The organism is Sulfitobacter sp. PR48, from assembly GCF_028807335.1.
Lineage (GTDB): Bacteria > Pseudomonadota > Alphaproteobacteria > Rhodobacterales > Rhodobacteraceae > Sulfitobacter.
Genome location: NZ_JARAMM010000004.1, coordinates 168,039 through 185,242, shown reverse-complemented (window position 1 = coordinate 185,242; position 17,204 = coordinate 168,039). Strand labels below are relative to the sequence as shown.

Genomic DNA, 17,204 nt, shown 5'->3' with positions numbered 1-17,204 from the left:
CACCAAAGCAGTCATGAAACAGACCCTGACCAGCCTCAACGGCACCCCGGCAAGCCGCCTTGCCTTTGGCACCATGCAATTCGGCGGAAGGGCGGATGCCGCCGCTTCCGCCGCGATGTTCGAAGCCTGTATCAATGCGGGCATCACCCATTTCGACACGGCACATGTCTATACCGACGGGGCGTCGGAAACCCTGTTGGGGCAGTTCCTGGGCAGCCGCCGCGACGAGCTGATCGTCGCGACAAAGGCGGCCTACTCGGGCGGTGCGGGGCGCGAGAACATCGTGAATTCCGCCGAAACCTCACGCCGACGGATGCAGCTGGACACGCTCGACGTGCTTTATCTGCACCGTTTTGATCCGGAGACGGACATGGCCGAAAGTTTTGAAACCTTCGCCCGGCTCAGGGAAAAGGGCCATATCCGCCACATCGGCCTGTCCAACTTTGCCGCCTGGCAGGTGGTCAAGGCGGCAGGTGTCGCTGCGGCATTCGGCCTCGACATCGCCGTGATCCAGCCGATGTACAATCTGGTCAAACGCCAGGCAGAGGTCGAGATCCTGCCGATGGCGGATGACCTTGGCATTCTGGTCGCACCCTATTCGCCTCTGGGCGGCGGGTTGCTGACCGGGAAATACGGCGCTGGCGGCAGTGGCAGGCTCAGTGAGGATGACCGCTATGCCGCGCGCTACGGACAGGCACAGATGCATGAGGCCGCGCAGGGGCTGACCAAAATCGCCGGGGAGGCAGGCCTGCATCCCGCCACGCTGGCGGTGGCCTGGGCCGCGCGGCATCCGACCGGGCCAAGCCCGATCATCTCGGCCCGGTCGGTCGAACAGTTGCAGCCCTCGCTGGATGCGCTGAATTTCGAAATGTCTGATGAGCTTTACGCCCGGCTGAGCGCCCTCAGCCCGACGCCGCCGCCTGCTACGGACCGGCTGGAGGAACAGACATGAGCGATATCATAGTCATCGGGGGCGGCATCGCAGGTCTCTCCGCGGCTGCGCGCCTGTCTGCCGATGCAAAGGTGACCGTGCTGGAAAGCGAAACCGCTCTGGGCTTTCACGCATCGGGCCGCTCCGCCGCCCTGTTCGAGCAGAACTACGGCCTGCCCAGCACGGTTGCGCTGAACAAGGCCAGCGCCGAGTACCACTGGCATGCGAACGGCGGCTACCTCAGCCCGCGTGGTTTCCTGCTGGCGGCCCGTGCCGGGGAACGCGCGGGATTTGAAAAGGATGCCGAGACGCTGGGCATCGCAGAGATCAGCCCGGAACGGGCGCTGGAACTGATACCGATCCTGAATCCGGCCGAGCTGGCCTTTGCGGGCTATCACGAAGAAGCCTATGACATCGACACCGACCGGATGATGCAGGATTTCGCCCGCGAGATCCGCCGCAACAGCGGTGAGGTCATGACCGATGCGCGTGTCACCGCGATCACCCGGCAGGGCGGAACCTGGCAGGTCACCTCCACCCGGGGAAACCATACCGCCGCGCGGCTGGTCAATGCGGCGGGGGCCTGGGCCGATCAGATCGCCGGGATGGCCGGAATCGCCCCCTTGGGCATCGTGCCGCACCGCCGCTCCATGGCGCGGCTGCCGGCGCCGGGTGGCCATGATGTCAGCCAATGGCCCATGTTCTTTGGCGTGGGTGAATCCTGGTACGCCAAGCCCGACGCCGGCGCGCTGCTGGTGTCCCCTGCCGAGGAAGACCCGGTAGAGCCGCACGACGCCTGGGCCGATGACATGGTCCTGGCCGAAGGGCTGGCGCGCTACGAGGAAATGGTGACGGAACCGGTGACCCGGCTCTTGACCTCCTGGGCCGGGCTGCGCAGCTTTTCCCCGGACCGTGCGCTGGTGCTGGGCCCGGAACCGGGTGATCCGGCCTTTGTCTGGTGCGCGGCCCAGGGCGGTTACGGATTTCAGACTGCCCCCGCCGCGTCGCAACTGCTGGCCGACCTGGTGATGGGGCGCGCGCCCGCGCTGCCCGGCGCGGTTGTGGCCAGCCTGACACCGGACAGGTTCCGCAGGTGAGCCGCAAACTGCCGGCCAGCGCCAGCGTCGCCAACCACCGGGAGAACGGCAAGCTCTTTGCCCCTGCTGCCGCGCGCAATGCCGAAGCGATCTGCGCCGTGCTGGCCCAACATGCCCCGGCCACGGGCCGCGCACTGGAAATCGCCAGCGGTACGGGACAGCATGTGGTGACCTTTGCCGGCACCCTGCCCGGCCTCACCTGGCAGCCGACGGAAATCGACCCGGCGCGCCGTGCCAGCATCGACGCTCATGTGGCAGAGGCGGGCCTGACCAATATCGCCCCGGCAAGGCACCTCGACGCCTGTGCGCCCGACTGGGGCACAGACACCGGCCCCCGGGATCTGATCGTGCTGGTGAACCTGCTGCACCTGATTTCCGACACCGAGGCGCAACAGCTGCTGCAAGGCGTGTCGCAGGCGCTGGCCCCCGGTGGTGTCTTTCTTCTTTACGGGCCTTTCAGGCGGTCCGGAGAACTGATCAGCGAAGGTGACCGCCGGTTCGATGCAGAACTGCGCGGCGCCGATCCGCTGATCGGCTACAAGGACGACCTTGAAGTCGAGGGATGGCTGCGCAACTCTGGGCTGGAGCCGAACGGCGGCATCGAGATGCCCGCCAACAACCTTGCCCTTGTCGCGCGAAAGCCTGTTTGATGATCCAGTTCCGCCGCCTTATCTTCCTGTGCCTGCTCGCCCTTGCCGCCTGCGGGGGCGCGCATGATACCGGGGTGCCGCCCGCCCCGCCCGGCGTGCTGTTCGCGCCGGATTTCGGCGACAGCGATCCGGCCTCTTTCAACGCACCACGCCCTGCCGCCTTTGCCGTGCACGGCATTGACGCCGCACGTTTCCAGCATAGCGTCGATTGGGGCAGGGCACGGGCCAGCGGCGTGAACTTTGCCTTCATCAAGGCGACAGAGGGCGGTGACCTGCTCGATTCCGCCTTTCACGAGCACTGGCGTGCCGCAGGCAGTGCCGGCGTGGTCCGCGGGGCCTATCACTTCTATTACTTCTGCACCCCGCCCGAGGATCAGGCCCGCTGGTTCATCCGCAACGTCCCGCGCAGCGCGGGCATGATGCCTCCCGTGCTCGACATGGAGTGGAACCCCTTCTCGCCGACCTGCGCCACCGTGCGCCCCCCGGGGGCGGAAGTGCGCGATCAGATGCGGCGCTGGCTGCGGATCGTCGAGGCGCATTACGGACAGCGCCCGATCATCTATACCACGCCGGAATTCTACCGGCAGAACGGCCTGGACCAGTTCGGCGGATACGAATTCTGGCTGCGTTCCACCGCCAAGACCCTGGGCGAGGCCTATCCCGGCCAATCCTGGAAATTCTGGCAGTATACCGCCACCGGTATCGTGCCCGGCATCGCCGGCGGGGTGGACCTGAACGCTTTCAACGGCAGCCGGTCGGACTGGCAGGCATGGCTGGCGCGCCGGGCTGTCCGGTAGCCGCTTCTTCGAAAAAAACGGGCCGGAGTTTTGAAAACTCCGGCCCCCGGTATCAGGTGTCGCCGCCCATCAGGCAGCCGATTGCTTATCCGTCGACCCGGATGTTCGCGTTCTTGGGATCATAGGGGCTGTCCTCAACCACCTCTGCATCCCAAAGCTGATCGAACATCTTGATCTTCAGCTTCGTGCCCACCTCGGCATGTTCCGGCTTCACATAGCCCATGCCGATGCTCTTGCCGAAGGCCACCGAATAGCCGCCGGAGGTCAGGCGCCCGGTGCGGGTGTCGCCTCCATACAGCACTTCGCGGCCCCAGGGGTCTGCATCATCCGGCCCGTCAATCAGCAGGGTCACGCATTTCGCACGGATGCCGTGATCGGCCATCGCCTGCTTGCCGTGGAACTCCTTGTTCAGATCGACAAAGCGCGGCAGATCGGCTTCCAGCGGGGTGGCGTCACGGCCCAGCTCGTTGCCAAAGGCGCGGTAGCTCTTCTCCTGCCGCAGCCAGTTCTGCGCCCGCGCGCCGACCAGCTTCATGCCGTGCTTCTCGCCCGCTTTCTCAAGCTGGTCGAAGAGGTAGTTCTGCATCTCGATCGGGTGGTGCAATTCCCAGCCAAGTTCGCCGGTATAGGCCACGCGGATGGCGCGCACCGGGCACATGCCCAGTTCGATGTTGCGCATGGTCAGCCAGGGGAAACGCTTGTTGGACAGCACAGTCTCGGGGTCCGCATCCTTGACGATCTCCTTGAGAACATCGCGCGATTTCGGTCCCGCAATGGCAAAGACACCCCATTGCGTGGTCACATCGTGGCATTCGATATAGCCGAACTCCGGCGCCTTATCCTCAATTGCCTTGCGCAGATAATCGCTGTCATAGGCGGTCCAGGCGCCGGCGGAGACGAGGTAATATTCATCCTCGCCCAAGCGCACGATGGTATATTCCGTGCGCGTGGTCCCGGCCCCGGTCAGCGCATAGGTCAGGTTGATACGGCCAACGCTGGGCAGCTTGTTGCAGGTGAACCAGTCGAGGAACTGCGTCGCCCCCGGCCCCTTGACCAGATGCTTGGTAAAGGCGGTGGCGTCGATCAGGCCCACACCCTCGCGGATCGCCTTGGCCTCTTCCACGGCATATTGCCACCAGCCGCCGCGGCGGAAGCTGCGGGCATCGTGGTCGCTGAACCCTTCCGGCGCGAAATAGTTCGGGCGTTCCCAGCCGTTGACCCAGCCGAATTGCGCGCCGCGTGCGGCCTGCCGGTCATAGGCAGGCGAGGTGCGCAGGGGGCGGCAGGCGGGGCGTTCCTCGTCGGGGTGGTGCAGGATATAGACGTGCTCGTAGGCTTCCTCGTTCTTGCGCGCGGCAAACTCGGTGGTCATCCAGTCGCCATAGCGTTTGGGGTCGAGCGACGCCATGTCGATCTCGGCCTCACCCTCGACCATGAGCTGCGCGAGGTAATAGCCGGTGCCACCCGCCGCGGTGATGCCAAAGGAGAAGCCTTCAGCCAGCCACATGTTGCGCAGACCGGGCGCGGGGCCCACCAGCGGGTTGCCGTCAGGGGTGTAGCAGATCGGCCCGTTGAAATCGTCCTTCAGCCCGCAGTTCTCGGCCGAGGGGATGCGGTGGTTCATCGCCATGTATTGATCTTCGATCCGGTCCAGATCCAGCTGGAACAGATCGGCGCGGAAGCTGTCCGGCACGCCGTATTCGAACCGCGCGGGCGCGTTGGGCTCGTAAACCCCGAGGATCCAGCCGCCGCGCTCCTCGCGGACATAGGACTGCGCATCGGCATCACGGATCACCGGGTGCTCGACATTGCCTTCCTGCTTGCGGAATGCGACCAGCTCGGGGTCCTGATCCATCACGATGAACTGGTGCTCCACCGGAATCGCAGGCATCTTGATGCCCAGCATCTTCGCAGTGCGCTGCGCGTGGTTGCCAGATGCCGTCACCACATGCTCCGCCGTGATCACAATCTGCTCGTCGGAGGGCACAAGGTTGCCGCCCTTTTCGACCATCTTCGTCGCGGTCACTTCCCAGGCTTCGCCGTTCCAGTGAAAGGCATCCGCCTGCCACTTTCGCTCGATCATCACGCCCCGCTGGCGCGCGCCCTTGGCCATCGCCATGGTCACATCGGCCGGGTTAATATAGCCGTCGGTCTGGTGATAGATCGCGCCCTTCAGGTCCTCGGTGCGGATCAGCGGCCATTTCGCCTTGATCTGATCCGGCGTCAGCCACTCATAGGGCACGCCGCAGGTCTCGGCGGTCGAGGCATAGAGCATATATTCGTCCATGCGTTCGTCGGTCTGCGCCATCCGCAGGTTGCCCACCACGGCGAAACCGGCGTTCAGCCCGGTCTCTTCCTCCAGCGTCTTGTAAAACTTGATCGAATAATCATGGATATGCGTGGTCGCGAAAGACATGTTGAAATAGGGCAAAAGGCCCGCCGCATGCCAGGTGGAGCCAGACGTCAGCTCGTCGCGCTCCAGCAGCATCACATCTTCCCAGCCCGCGCGCGCAAGGTGATAGGCGATGGATGTTCCCACGGCACCGCCGCCGACAACCAGTGCTTTGACGTTTGTTTTCATGTCCGGGGCTCCCCTGCTGGATCTGCCCCCCTTTTAGTCAGGACACTGGAATTCCACCATTCCGCGCCGACGCAAGACAGCGCAAAACCGACCTGCGCCATGCGAATTTTCAACCGCGCTTTCCACCACCGACCCAAAGCGGCGAATCCACCGGACAGAGGCGCGGAATCACGCCCCTCCCTTCATTGTTCTTCAAATACACATTCCCCCGTGCCACTGGCGCAAAGCCCCGAGAGAAAGGCTCAGCCCGCCACAGGCACCCGGAATGTCATGCGGCGCAGCCGTGCCTTTGGATCACGCGGGCAGGATCTTGCCGGGGTTCATGATGTTGTCCGGGTCCAGCGCCACTTTGATCGCCCCCATGACGCTGAGCGCCTCCGGCCCCAGCTCCTTGATCAGGTAGGGCCGCTTGCCCTGCCCCACACCATGTTCCCCGGTGCAGGTGCCATCCATGGCAATCGCCATCTCGTTCAGCCAGCTGATAAAACTTTCCGCACGGGCCACCTCCCCGGCGTCCTCCATGTCCAGCAACAGCGAGGCGTGGAAATTCCCGTCGCCCGCGTGGCCCACCACCGGCGCGATCAGCCCCAGTTCGCGCGCCTTGGCGTCGCTGGCCGCAACCGCCTCGGCCAGACGCGAGATCGGCACGCAGACATCCGTGGCGACCGCCTTGCAGCCGGGCCGCAGCGCCATCACGGCCCAATAGGCGTCATGCCGGGCCTGCCAAAGCTTGTTGCGCTCTTCCAGGGATGCCGTGGCCCGATAGCCGGTGCCGCCTTCTTCCTCCGCCAGCATGCCAAAGGTCTCCGCCTGTTCGGCAACACCCGCTTCGGAGCCGTGGAATTCCAGCAGCAACAGCGGCGTTTCCGGCAGGTCCAGCTTGGAATAGGCGTTCACCGCCTTCACCACCATGGCATCCAGCAGCTCGATCCGCGCCACCGGCACCCCGTATTGAATCGTTGCCATCACCGCGCGCGAGGCCGCTTCCAGCGTTGGAAAGGAACAGCGCGCGGCGGAAATCGTCTCGGGAATGCCCTGCAATTTCAGGGTGATCTCCGTGATCAGCCCCAGCGTCCCCTCGGACCCCACCATCAGCCGGGTCAGGTCATAGCCGGCAGAGGATTTCCGCGCCCGGCTGGCGGTGCGCATGATCCGCCCGTCCGCCAGCACCACCTCCAGGCTGAGCACATTGTCCTTCATGGTGCCATAGCGCACCGCATTGGTGCCCGAGGCCCGCGTCGCCGTCATCCCGCCAAGCGAAGCATTGGCGCCGGGATCAATCGGAAAGAACAGCCCCTGGTCACGCAGGTGGGTGTTCAGCGCCTCCCGCGTCACACCGGGCTGCACCCGGCAATCCAGATCGCCTGCATTGACCTCAAGCACCTTGTCCATCTGGCTGAGATCAACCGAGATGCCCCCGGCGGGCGCGTTGACATGCCCCTCCAGCGAGGTGCCGGTGCCATAGGGGATGACCGGCACCTTATGTTCCGCACAGACCTTCACGATCTCGGAGACTTCCTGCGTCGATTGGGCAAAGACCACACCATCAGGCATCTGGTTCTCGATCCAGGTGGTGGTATGGCCGTGCTGTTCGCGGATCGACTGGCCGGTCTGGAACCGCTCGCCGAAGCGCTGTTTGAGCACGCCCAGAACCGATCCGATCCCGTCTTCGTTGCGCGCCAATGTGGTTATTTTTGCCATATCGTTCCCTTTTCCGCCAAGCGCGGTCCCTTATTGTCCATATGCGATGCCCTCGCGGCGCGGATCCGCGCCACCCTGCAGGTCATCGCCGATGGCGATCAGATGCAGACCCGAGGTCAGCTCCCGGCTGCCCACTTCGAACCCCATCGCGCCCAGCGCATCTGTCAGTTCGACCGCCGCAGTCCCCTCTTCAAGATCATAGGCCCCGAACCGGTTGACGGCATGGGGGATGCCTGCAGCCTGCTGCACATCCAGCCCCCAGTCGATCACGCCGATGATCGCTTCGGCCACATATCCGATGATCCGGCTGCCGCCGGGGCTGCCAACCGCCAGCACCGGCTTGCCGTCCTTCAGCACGATGGTGGGCGCCATCGAAGAGCGCGGCCGCTTGCCCGGCTCGACCCGGTTGGCGATCGGCACGCCTTCGCTGTGGGAGCTGAAAGAGAAATCCGTCAGCTCATTGTTCAGCAGATAGCCGTTCACCATGATCCGGCTGCCAAAGCCGTTTTCGATGGTGGTGGTCATGCTGGCAACATTGCCCGCCGCATCGACGATGGAGACATGCGAGGTCGAGGGCAGTTCGAGCGAGATATCATCGGCCCGGAGCAGCGCATGGTCGAATTCCGGTTCGCCCGGTGCCACCTCGGCCAGTGCCGCATCGCCTGACAGCAGGGTCGCGCGCTGCGCCAGATAGGCTTCATCCAGCAACCCTTTCACCGGCACCGGCACAAAATCGCTGTCCGCCAGATAACGCCCGCGATCGGCAAAGGCCAGCCGCGCGGCATCCCCCATCAGGCGGCGCACCTGCGCGTCCTGCGGTCCCGCGCTCAGGTCATATCCTTCGAGCAGGCCCAGGATCTGCCCCACGGCCACCGCCCCGGAAGAGGGCGGCCCCATCCCGCAGACCTCATGACCCCGATAAGGCGCACAGACCGCCGCGCGCTCCTTGACCTGATAGATGCTCAGATCCACGGGCGAGAGCATGCCCGCCCCTTCCATTGCGCCGTTGACCGCATCGACGATGGCCTGCGCATTGGTCCCCGTATAGAAGGACGCCGCACCGCCGTTCAGCATCCGCAGCGTTTCCGCATAGGCCGGGTTCTTCAGCAGGTCACCCGCCGCCAGGGGTGCGCCACCCGGCATGAAATATGCCGCTGTATCGGCAAAACGGCCCAGCCGTTCCTGGTCGCCCTGGATCAGCCCGGCCAGCCGGGGCGAAACCGAAAATCCTTCTTCGGCCAGGGCAATCGCCGGGGCCGTCAGATCGGAGAAAGGCAGTTTGCCCCAGCGTTCATGCACCGCCTCCATCAGCGCAGGCGTGCCCGGCACCCCGACAGAGCGCCCGCCCACCACCGCGTCAAAGAATTTCAGTGGCGCGCCATCCGCGTCCTGGAACCGGCGCGGTGTCGCGGCCAGCGGTGCTGTCTCGCGCCCGTCCAGTGTCGTCACCTCGCCCGTCGCGGCATCATACCAGACCAGAAAGGCCCCGCCGCCCAGACCGGAACTTTGCGGCTCGACCAGCCCCAGCATCACCTGCACCGCCACCAGCGCATCCGCCGCCGTGCCACCCGCGGCCAGCGCATCGGCCCCGGCCTTGACCGCATGGGGATTGGCTGCCGCGACCATCCAGTTTTGCGCCTTGACCGGCTTGCCCTGAACCTTTGCCGCCATGGCGCCGGCATATTCGGGGCCCATATCCTCGAACACGCCCGCCCCTGCTGCTTCCGGTGCCACCGCATCCGCAACCTGCTGGGCCGACACCGCCCCCGCAAACAGGACCGTCAGAACTGAAACCACTTTCCACATCGCGCAACACCTCTCTCTTTTTGGGCTCAAATATCCCAGGGAGTTTGAGGGACAGCGTCCCTCATCCCCAAATAGATCGCGTGCGGCACAGCCGCGCCTGCGGATCACGCCCGCAACGGATCACAACATCGACGGCACCACCTGATCGGGCGGACGATGGCCGTCGTCGAAGGTCTTGATGTTGATGATGACCTTCTCGCCCATCTCGATCCGCCCCTCCAGCGTGGCCGATCCCATGTGCGGCAGCAACACCACGTTATCCAGCTCGCGCAGGCGCGGGTTGATGTCGGTGCCACGCTCATAAACATCCAGCCCCGCGCCCTTGATCTCGCCCGCGCGCAACATCCGCGTCAGCGCATTCTCGTCGATCACCTCACCCCGCGAGGTGTTCACGATCACCGCATCGGGCTTCATCAGCTTCAGCCGCCGCGCGTTCATCAGGTGGAAGGTCGAGGGCGTATGCGGGCAGTTGATCGAAATCACGTCCATCCGTGCCACCATCTGATCGAGGCTTTCCCAATAGGTCGCATCGAAACTGCGCTCGGTCTCGGCGTGCAGCCTGCGCCTGTTGTGATAGTGGATCTGCATCCCGAAGGCGCGGGCCCGCGTGGCCACCGCCTGCCCGATGCGCCCCATGCCGAGAATGCCCAGCCGCCGCCCGCTGATCCGCCCGCCCAGCAGCGCCGTGGGGGCCCAGCCGGTCCAGTCGCCCTTTTGCATCAGGGACATGCCTTCCGGCATCCGGCGTGTCACCGCCAGAATCAGCGCCATGGTCATGTCGGCGGTATCCTCGGTCAGCGCGCCGGGCGTGTTGGACACAAGAATGCCGCGCTGCCGGGCTGTCGCCACGTCGATATTGTCGACCCCCGCGCCATAGTTCGCGATCAGCTTGAGCTGCTCGCCCGCCTGGCCGATCAGCGCCGCATCCACGGTATCGGTGATTGTCGGCACCAGAACATCTGCGCTTTTGACCGCTTCGGCCAGCTCGGCCCGGGTCATCGGCACATCATCCGTGCGCAGCGTCACGTCAAACAATTCGGACAGCCTCGTCTCCACCGCATCGGGCAACCGTCGCGTGACTACAACACTCAACCGTTTCTTTGACATTTCGTCCTCCCCAGACTTGGCGACCTTCGTATTCCCGCGCATGGTGTCCCAAGCAGCGACGAGGCACAAGAACCTCGCGGTGTAAAAGAGCAAACAAAACCAAACAGAAGACAGTGCAGGCAGCACCAATGATCCTTCTATTCAAAAACGCCGCAAAGGCGTTTGCAGTACTGACGATTCTGACGGCGCCCGTGCTCAACCCCCCGGCTCTTGCCGACGGGGTCGGGCCCGTCACCAACCTTCCCCTGCCAAGATTCGTGTCCATGAAGGCCTCCGAAGGCAACGTGCGCCGCGGCCCCTCGCTGTCGCATCGCATCGACTGGGTGTTCAAACGGCGCGACATGCCGCTCAGGATCACGGCGGAGCACGGCCATTGGCGCCGGGTGGAGGACCGCGACGGCATGGGTGGCTGGGTGCATTATTCGCTGTTGTCCGGCACCCGCACGGTTCTGGTTGAACAGGACATGCTGGCGCTGCATGTGCGTCCGGACCCGAATGCACCGGTCTCTGCCGCGCTTGAGCTGGGTGTGGTGGCCAAGCTGGGCGAATGCATTCCCGAATGGTGCGAATTGCGCACGGGCGGATTTTCGGGCTGGGCCCCCAAGGCCCGGATCTGGGGCGTATCAGCCAGCGAAGTCCACGACTGATTGCAACCGGCCCGGGCATCTGCCGCCCGCTGATTGCCCGTGATCCGGTTTTGCGTCACACTGCCCTTACCCGCCATGAGGACCACAGATGCAGGCCATCACCTATGACAGATTCGGCGCGGCACGGGATGTGCTGCGCCTGCAGGACATCGAAAGCCCGCCCCCCGGCCCCGGCGAGGTCCGGGTGAAACTGGCGCTTTCCGGTGTGAACCCCTCGGATGTGAAGGCGCGCGCGGGTCTGCGGCCCGGCGTCACCAAACCCGATTATCCCCTGATCGTGCCGCACAGTGACGGTGCCGGAGAGATTGAGGCCGTAGGTCCCGGCGTGGACAGGGCCCGCATCGGCCAGCCTGTCTGGATCTGGAACGGTCAATGGCAGCGCAGCCAGGGCACGGCGGCCAGCCACATCACCCTGCCCGCCCATCAGGCGGTCCCGCTGCCGAAAGGTGTCGGCTTCGAGGTGGGCGCCAACCTTGGCATTCCCGGCCTGACCGCCTGCCACGCGGTATTCGGCGGCGGTGGCGTGGCCGGTGAAACCGTGCTGGTGCAGGGCGGCGCGGGAACGGTCGGCCTGCTGGCGGTGCAGCTGGCCAAATGGGGCGGGGCAAGGGTGATTGCCACCTGCAGCGACGCTGACCGTGATGTCGTCACTGCAGCCGGTGCTGACGTGGTGCTGAACTACCGCGCCGGGGATCTTGCCGCGCAGGTGCTGGCGGCCAATGGAGGCAAACAGGTGGAAACGATCGTGGAGGTCGAATTCGGCCTGAACATCGGGACCGATGCGGCGCTGATCGCACCCAACGGGCGCATTGCCCCCTATGGCTCCGCCAAGGAGATGGAACCCGCGCTGTCCTTCGGCCCGCTGCTGTTCAAGGCGGTGACCATCGACATCATCCTGATCTACCTCTTGCCCGCAGCCGAACGTGACGCCGCAATCAGCCGGTTGCATCACGCCCTGGAGGATGGTGCGCTGACCTGCCCGACCGAGCGGATTTACCCGCTGGCCGAGACAGCCGCCGCCCATGAAGCCGTCGAAAGCGGTCGGCGCAATGGCGCCATCCTGATCGACTGCCAGGGCTGAGCGACGGGCAGTTTCCCGAGATAGCGACGCGGTTTCCGGCAGGCTCCGGCACTCCTGCCTCCTTTCCGCATGATTGCCAGGGCAGCGGCACCGGCCTAGGGTAGTGCAATTGCACCACCACGGATTTTCAGATCATGCGTTTCATTGCCCTTCTGCTCTGCCTTTTCCTGCCATTTGCCACCCTCGCCCAGACCAGCGATCAGCCGACCGGAACCATCGCGATCCAGGATGATGCCGCATCGGACGCGGCCATCGCCAACCGCATCCGCGACATCCTGCGCGAGCTGGAAGGCTATGAGGATATTTCGGTGACCGTCTCCTCCGGGATCGTGACCCTGCGCGGCACAACGCTGGACATGGCCTCTGCCACGCGGCTGACAGAACTGGTGGGCCGGGTCGAGGGGGTGGTGGCCATCGAGAACGAGGTTTTCGAGACGACGGATGTGGCACGGCGGCTCAACCCCGCTGTGGAACGGTTCAAGTCACGCGGCTATCAGTTTGTCGCCTTCCTGCCGCTGGCGATGATCGCACTTGCGGTGTTCTTTGCCGTCGTTCTGTTCGGCTTTTTCATTGCGCGGCGCAAGCAGCCCTGGGACCGGATGTCGCCCAATGCCTTCATTGCCGACATCTACCGCCAGATCGTGCGGTTGTTCTTCATCGTGGCCGGGCTTGTCATCGCATTGGACATCGTGGGCGCAACGGCGCTGCTGTCGGGCATTCTGGGCGCTGCGGGGATCGTGGGCCTGGCCATCGGTTTCGCCGTGCGGGACACGGTGGAAAACTTCATCGCCTCGATCATGCTGTCGATCCGCCAGCCGTTCCGCCCCAATGACACCGTGGAGATCGAGGGCGACACCGGCAAGGTCATCCGCCTGACCAGCCGCGCCACCATCCTGCTGAGCTTTGACGGCAACCATATCCGCATCCCCAATGCCACGGTCTTCAAGAGCCGGATCGTCAACTTCTCGCGCAATGCGGAGCGGCGGTTCACCTTTGCCCTCTCCGTGGCCTCGGATGCGGACCTGGACCAGGCGCGCCACATGGCCGAGGACACGTTGAACGCCCTGCCCTTCGTGCTGGACAGCCCCGAGGTTTCGGTCTGGATTCAATCGGTCGATGACTTCTGGGTCACCCTGAACATGGCCGCCTGGATCAACCAGAATGACACCTCCATCGTCCTGGCCCGGTCGGAGGCCATCCGCCTGACCCAAGCCGCGTTTGACGCGGCGGGAATCGCCGCCCCCCTGCCCAGCTACCGGATCGAGAACCTGCCGGGCGCCCCCACCCCCGCGCAAGAACCCGGGCCTGGCGCCCAGCGGCAGGACACAGCCGCCCCCGCCCCGGTACAGGACGTAGAGGCAACCGCAGAAAAAGAACTGGAAAAGATCGTGGATCAGGAACGCGCCGAACTGTCGCGGCGCGATCTGTTGAATGTGAACGCAACAGAGGAATAGGATTTTTGCCAAAACGGGTCTTGCGTTGACCGCCCAAGGCCCTTAATTAGCGGCTCACGTTGGGATGTAGCCAAGTGGTAAGGCAACTGTTTTTGGTACAGTGTACCGTAGGTTCGAATCCTACCATCCCAGCCACTTTTCCTGAAAGTCTGTATCGCCCGCCGCGCAGCTGTAGCGCGCAACAAATGTTGGCAGATTAACGCACCTCGGCACATAGATGTCGTCGGGGGCGGTCACATCATCAAGGCCTGTCAGACGCGACCATTGGAAATGACGATTCCCTCATAGGTCTTGAACACGCCCGCATCGACTCGCGACCAGACCGCAACACACCTGTGCCTCGACAGTCTCAGGCGTCTCAATCAGCGGCGGCGGGCCTGCTTTGCCCTCCCCCGCGACCGGCGCCAGTCAGCTCGGGGACATGCCCCGCAGCCGCTCGGACCGGCGGCGCAGCAATTCCAGCGTCGTCAGCAGCAGGACAGAGATTACAACCAGCAGTGTCGCGACCGCCAGAATGGTCGGGCTGATCTGTTCACGCAGCCCGATGAACATCTGCCAGGGCAGCGTCTTTTGACCCGCTGAGCCGACAAAGAGCACCACCACCACCTCATCGAACGAGGTGATGAAGGCAAACAGCCCGCCGGAGATCACGCCAGGCAGGATCAGCGGCATCTGCACCTTGAAGAAGGTCCGGATCGGCGAGGCCCCCATGTTGGCGGCGGCCCGCGTCAGCGAACGGTCAAAGCCCACCAGGGTCGCCGTCACGGTGATGATCACGAAGGGAATACCAAGCGCCGCATGGGCCAGTACCACACCGATGTAGGTGCCCTGCAGCCCGATGCGGCTGTAGAAGAAGTACATGCCCGCCGCCGAAATGATCAGCGGCACAATCATCGGAGAGATCAGGATCGCCATGATGGCCCGCCGGAACGGGACATGCGGCTGGCTCAGCCCGATGGCCGCCAGCGTGCCGAAGCCGACCGAAAGCAGTGTCGCGGCCGGTGCGATCATGACCGAGTTGCGCAGCGCGTTCTGCCAGTCGGAACTGTTGAAAAAGGCGCGGTAGTGCTTCAGCGAATAGCCCGCCGGATCAAAGCGCAGCATTTCGGGCGTGAAGGTAAAGAAGTTCTCGGCGTTGAAGCTGAGCGGCATGACCACAAGGATCGGGGTGATCAGGAACACCAGGATTGCCCCGCAGATCACCCGGAAGGCAAAGTGCCACAGCACCTGACCCGGTGTCAGATAGGGCGGCAATTTGCGCCGGTAGCGGCCTTCGTAGAGCCAGAAACTGAACCAGGCAAAGAACCAGCCGAACAGCGCGCCGATGACCAGCGCCGGGATACCCCCCAGCAGGAAACCGATGACCGCCAGCAGCACGACACTGCCCCAGATCCCGGGTTTCTCGGCCTTGATGACCTGCGTCAACACGAAAGCCAGCGCGCCCATGGCGATTGCGCCGATGATGATGCCCAGCAACCCGCTGCCCTGTGCGGTGCCCACAAAGAGCCCGGCCAGGGCCCCCGCAGCAGCTACGACAGAGGCATAGAAGGACACCGGCGTGCGGCTGATCGGCGTGAGTGCAGTCATGGTCCTAGCCCCCCAGTTTCACGTTATCGATGCCGACGATCTTGTCGTAGGCCCAGTAGAGCGCCAGCACGACCGCCAGCAGGATCGCCCCAAGTGCGGCCGCGAGGCCCCAGTTGAGCGAGCTGGAAATGTGATAGGCGATCCGGTTCGAGATAAACGTGCCTGTTGTACCGCCCACGATTTCGGGTGTGATGTAATAGCCGATGGACAGGATGAAGACGAGGATCGACCCCGCACCGATGCCCGGCACCGACTGCGGGAAATAGACCCGCCAGAAAGCCGTCCAGTTGGTTGCGCCAAGGCTCTTGGCGGCGCGCAGAAAGGCGGGCGGAATCGTCGCCATCACCGAATAGAGCGGCAGGATCATGAAGGGCAGCAGGATATGCGTCATCGCGATGATCGTACCGGTCTGGTTGTTGATCAGCGCCAGACGGTTCGCATCGGACACGATCCCGAGCCAGACCAGCGTGTCGTTGATCACACCCTGTTGCTGCAACATCACCTTCCAGGCCGAGGTCCGCACCAGCAGCGAGGTCCAGAAGGGCAGCAGGACCAGGATCATCAGCAGGTTCGCGGTGCGCGCGGGCAGGTTCGCCAGCAGCCAGGCCACCGGATAGCCCAGCAGGATGCAACTGCCGGTGATCATCAGCGACATGAACAGCGTCCGCAGGAACAACGTGCCATAGATGCGCTGGTTTTCGGGGCGCAGTTCGGCGCCATCCGGGCTCTTTTGCATATCGACCGCATTCAGGAAGTAGCCGTTGGTGAATGGACCCGAATAGGTCTGGATTGTCTCCCAGATCGGGGTCTCGGCCCAATCCTTGTCGATCTCCGCAAAGGCGGCGGCGTAATCCACGGTTTCGAAACCTGCGGCGGCAGCGGAGGCCGCCTTGATCTGCGCGGCGGCGGGGCCGTCATATGCCGCGATCTGTGGCGCAGTGGGGCCGGTCAGGTCATCATAGAATGAGGAATAGATCAGCGCCCAGGGGTCTTCCTTGTACAGGTTGTCGCCATCCTCGTATTGCACGAAGTCGGCAAAAATCTCGTATTTGGCAGCGGTCTGGGGGAACAACTCTTCCATGCCGTCGCGCATTTCAAAGGCAGGCTGGTCGTCGCCCGAGGCCTTGTCCCATGCCTGAATCTCGGCCAGCCATTCGTCGGAGCCGAGGAAGGCGTTCCAGTTCTCGCCCTTCTTCCAGAAATCGTCAAAATCCTCGAACTGGTCTTGATAGACCTCGCCCATGTCGCCCACGCCGCGTCCGGATTTGCGGAACAGCGAGGATGCGCCGGTCAGTTCGTAATTGAGCCGGGAACCGAGACGGGTATGCAGCTTGCGCTCCTGCGCGATGAATATGTCTTCGTAGAGTGCCTTGTAGACCGGCGCGCCGGGGGCCTGCCCGGAGTCGGCTTCCCAATCGGCCAGCGCTTCGGTCGTGCGTGGCAGGGTCTGTGCGACGATCTGGTTCTCGACCGAGCGGAACAGCATGTCCGCGATCGGGGCGATGAAGGTGACCAGGACAAAGATGAGCAGCGGGGCGATCAGGATCAAGGCCCGCAGCTTCTGACGCCGCAGGGCGCGGTTCAGGCTGCGTTTCAGCGACGTGCCGTCCGCGGCGCGAATCTTTCCGTCAGATTTTTTGCCCCCCTGTTCGGGAGAATCCTGGGGGATCGTCTCGGTCACATCGCTCATCGGGCTGTCCTTCGCGGGGAATTCGGGCAGGCCGGACCAGGGATCCGGCCTGCGAAGGGCGGGCCATCAGTGGCC

General features: G+C 64.1%; 13 protein-coding genes and 1 tRNA gene. 8 read left to right on the top strand and 6 right to left on the bottom strand.

Annotated features, from left to right (window positions below):
* Positions 1-13: 13 nt before the first annotated feature.
* Genes PVW51_RS07260 through PVW51_RS07245 form a run of 4 tightly spaced genes read left to right on the top strand, consistent with a single transcriptional unit; the run spans position 14 to position 3,475 of the window.
* Complete coding sequence (locus PVW51_RS07260; RefSeq protein ID WP_274574286.1) at positions 14-952, top strand: aldo/keto reductase; 939 nt, start codon at positions 14-16, stop codon at positions 950-952.
* Entirely contained in the window at positions 949-2,028 is a 1,080-nt protein-coding gene (locus PVW51_RS07255; protein WP_269367252.1) for an NAD(P)/FAD-dependent oxidoreductase, read from the top strand. The genes PVW51_RS07260 and PVW51_RS07255 overlap by 4 nt, the downstream gene beginning before the upstream one ends.
* Positions 2,025-2,678 carry a DUF938 domain-containing protein gene (locus PVW51_RS07250; RefSeq protein ID WP_274574285.1) on the top strand — a complete coding sequence of 218 codons (654 nt, stop codon included), beginning with the start codon at positions 2,025-2,027 and terminating at the stop codon, positions 2,676-2,678. Before PVW51_RS07255 ends, PVW51_RS07250 begins: the two co-directional genes overlap by 4 nt.
* A complete protein-coding gene (locus PVW51_RS07245; protein WP_274574284.1) occupies positions 2,678-3,475 on the top strand; it encodes a glycoside hydrolase family 25 protein in 798 nt (265 codons plus the stop codon). The genes PVW51_RS07250 and PVW51_RS07245 overlap by 1 nt, the downstream gene beginning before the upstream one ends.
* 85 nt (positions 3,476-3,560) lie before the next feature.
* Here PVW51_RS07245 and PVW51_RS07240 read toward each other — a convergent pair whose 3' ends face one another.
* The 4 genes from PVW51_RS07240 to PVW51_RS07225 form a co-directional block, all read right to left on the bottom strand.
* Positions 3,561-6,056: a GcvT family protein gene (locus PVW51_RS07240; RefSeq protein WP_274574283.1), complete on the bottom strand. Its 2,496-nt coding sequence runs from the start codon at positions 6,054-6,056 to the stop codon at positions 3,561-3,563.
* 294 nt (positions 6,057-6,350) lie between these two features.
* On the bottom strand, positions 6,351-7,757 hold the full coding sequence (locus PVW51_RS07235) for an FAD-binding oxidoreductase (protein WP_274574282.1): 1,407 nt from the start codon (positions 7,755-7,757) through the stop codon (positions 6,351-6,353).
* A 30-nt stretch (positions 7,758-7,787) separates the two neighbouring features.
* Positions 7,788-9,563 (bottom strand): gamma-glutamyltransferase, encoded by a 1,776-nt coding sequence (gene ggt / locus PVW51_RS07230; protein ID WP_274574281.1) that lies wholly within the window; start codon positions 9,561-9,563, stop codon positions 7,788-7,790.
* 120 nt (positions 9,564-9,683) lie between these two features.
* The gene (locus tag PVW51_RS07225) at positions 9,684-10,670 is read right to left on the bottom strand and encodes a 2-hydroxyacid dehydrogenase (RefSeq protein ID WP_274574280.1); all 987 of its coding nucleotides are present in this window, start codon (positions 10,668-10,670) and stop codon (positions 9,684-9,686) included.
* Positions 10,671-10,798: 128 nt separating this feature from the next.
* Here PVW51_RS07225 and PVW51_RS07220 point away from each other — a divergent pair, with 128 nt between their 5' ends.
* The 4 genes from PVW51_RS07220 to PVW51_RS07205 all read left to right on the top strand — a co-directional run bounded on the left by PVW51_RS07220 (position 10,799) and on the right by PVW51_RS07205 (position 13,987).
* Positions 10,799-11,317, top strand: coding sequence for an SH3 domain-containing protein (locus PVW51_RS07220; protein WP_274574279.1), 519 nt, complete (start codon positions 10,799-10,801; stop codon positions 11,315-11,317).
* Positions 11,318-11,405: 88 nt separating this feature from the next.
* Complete coding sequence (locus tag PVW51_RS07215) at positions 11,406-12,398, top strand: NADPH:quinone reductase (RefSeq protein ID WP_274574278.1); 993 nt, start codon at positions 11,406-11,408, stop codon at positions 12,396-12,398.
* Between the two features lie 134 nt (positions 12,399-12,532).
* Positions 12,533-13,852, top strand: a complete 1,320-nt coding sequence (locus tag PVW51_RS07210; RefSeq protein ID WP_274574277.1) for a mechanosensitive ion channel domain-containing protein — start codon at positions 12,533-12,535, stop codon at positions 13,850-13,852.
* Between the two features lie 60 nt (positions 13,853-13,912).
* Positions 13,913-13,987 (top strand) — tRNA-Gln (locus PVW51_RS07205).
* 273 nt (positions 13,988-14,260) lie between these two features.
* Here PVW51_RS07205 and PVW51_RS07200 read toward each other — a convergent pair.
* Together PVW51_RS07200 and PVW51_RS07195 are read right to left on the bottom strand one after the other, a co-directional pair.
* Positions 14,261-15,439 (bottom strand): ABC transporter permease, encoded by a 1,179-nt coding sequence (locus PVW51_RS07200; protein WP_274574276.1) that lies wholly within the window; start codon positions 15,437-15,439, stop codon positions 14,261-14,263.
* 4 nt (positions 15,440-15,443) lie between these two features.
* The gene (locus PVW51_RS07195) at positions 15,444-17,129 is read right to left on the bottom strand and encodes an ABC transporter permease (protein WP_274574275.1); all 1,686 of its coding nucleotides are present in this window, start codon (positions 17,127-17,129) and stop codon (positions 15,444-15,446) included.
* Between the last annotated feature and the right edge of the window lie 75 nt (positions 17,130-17,204).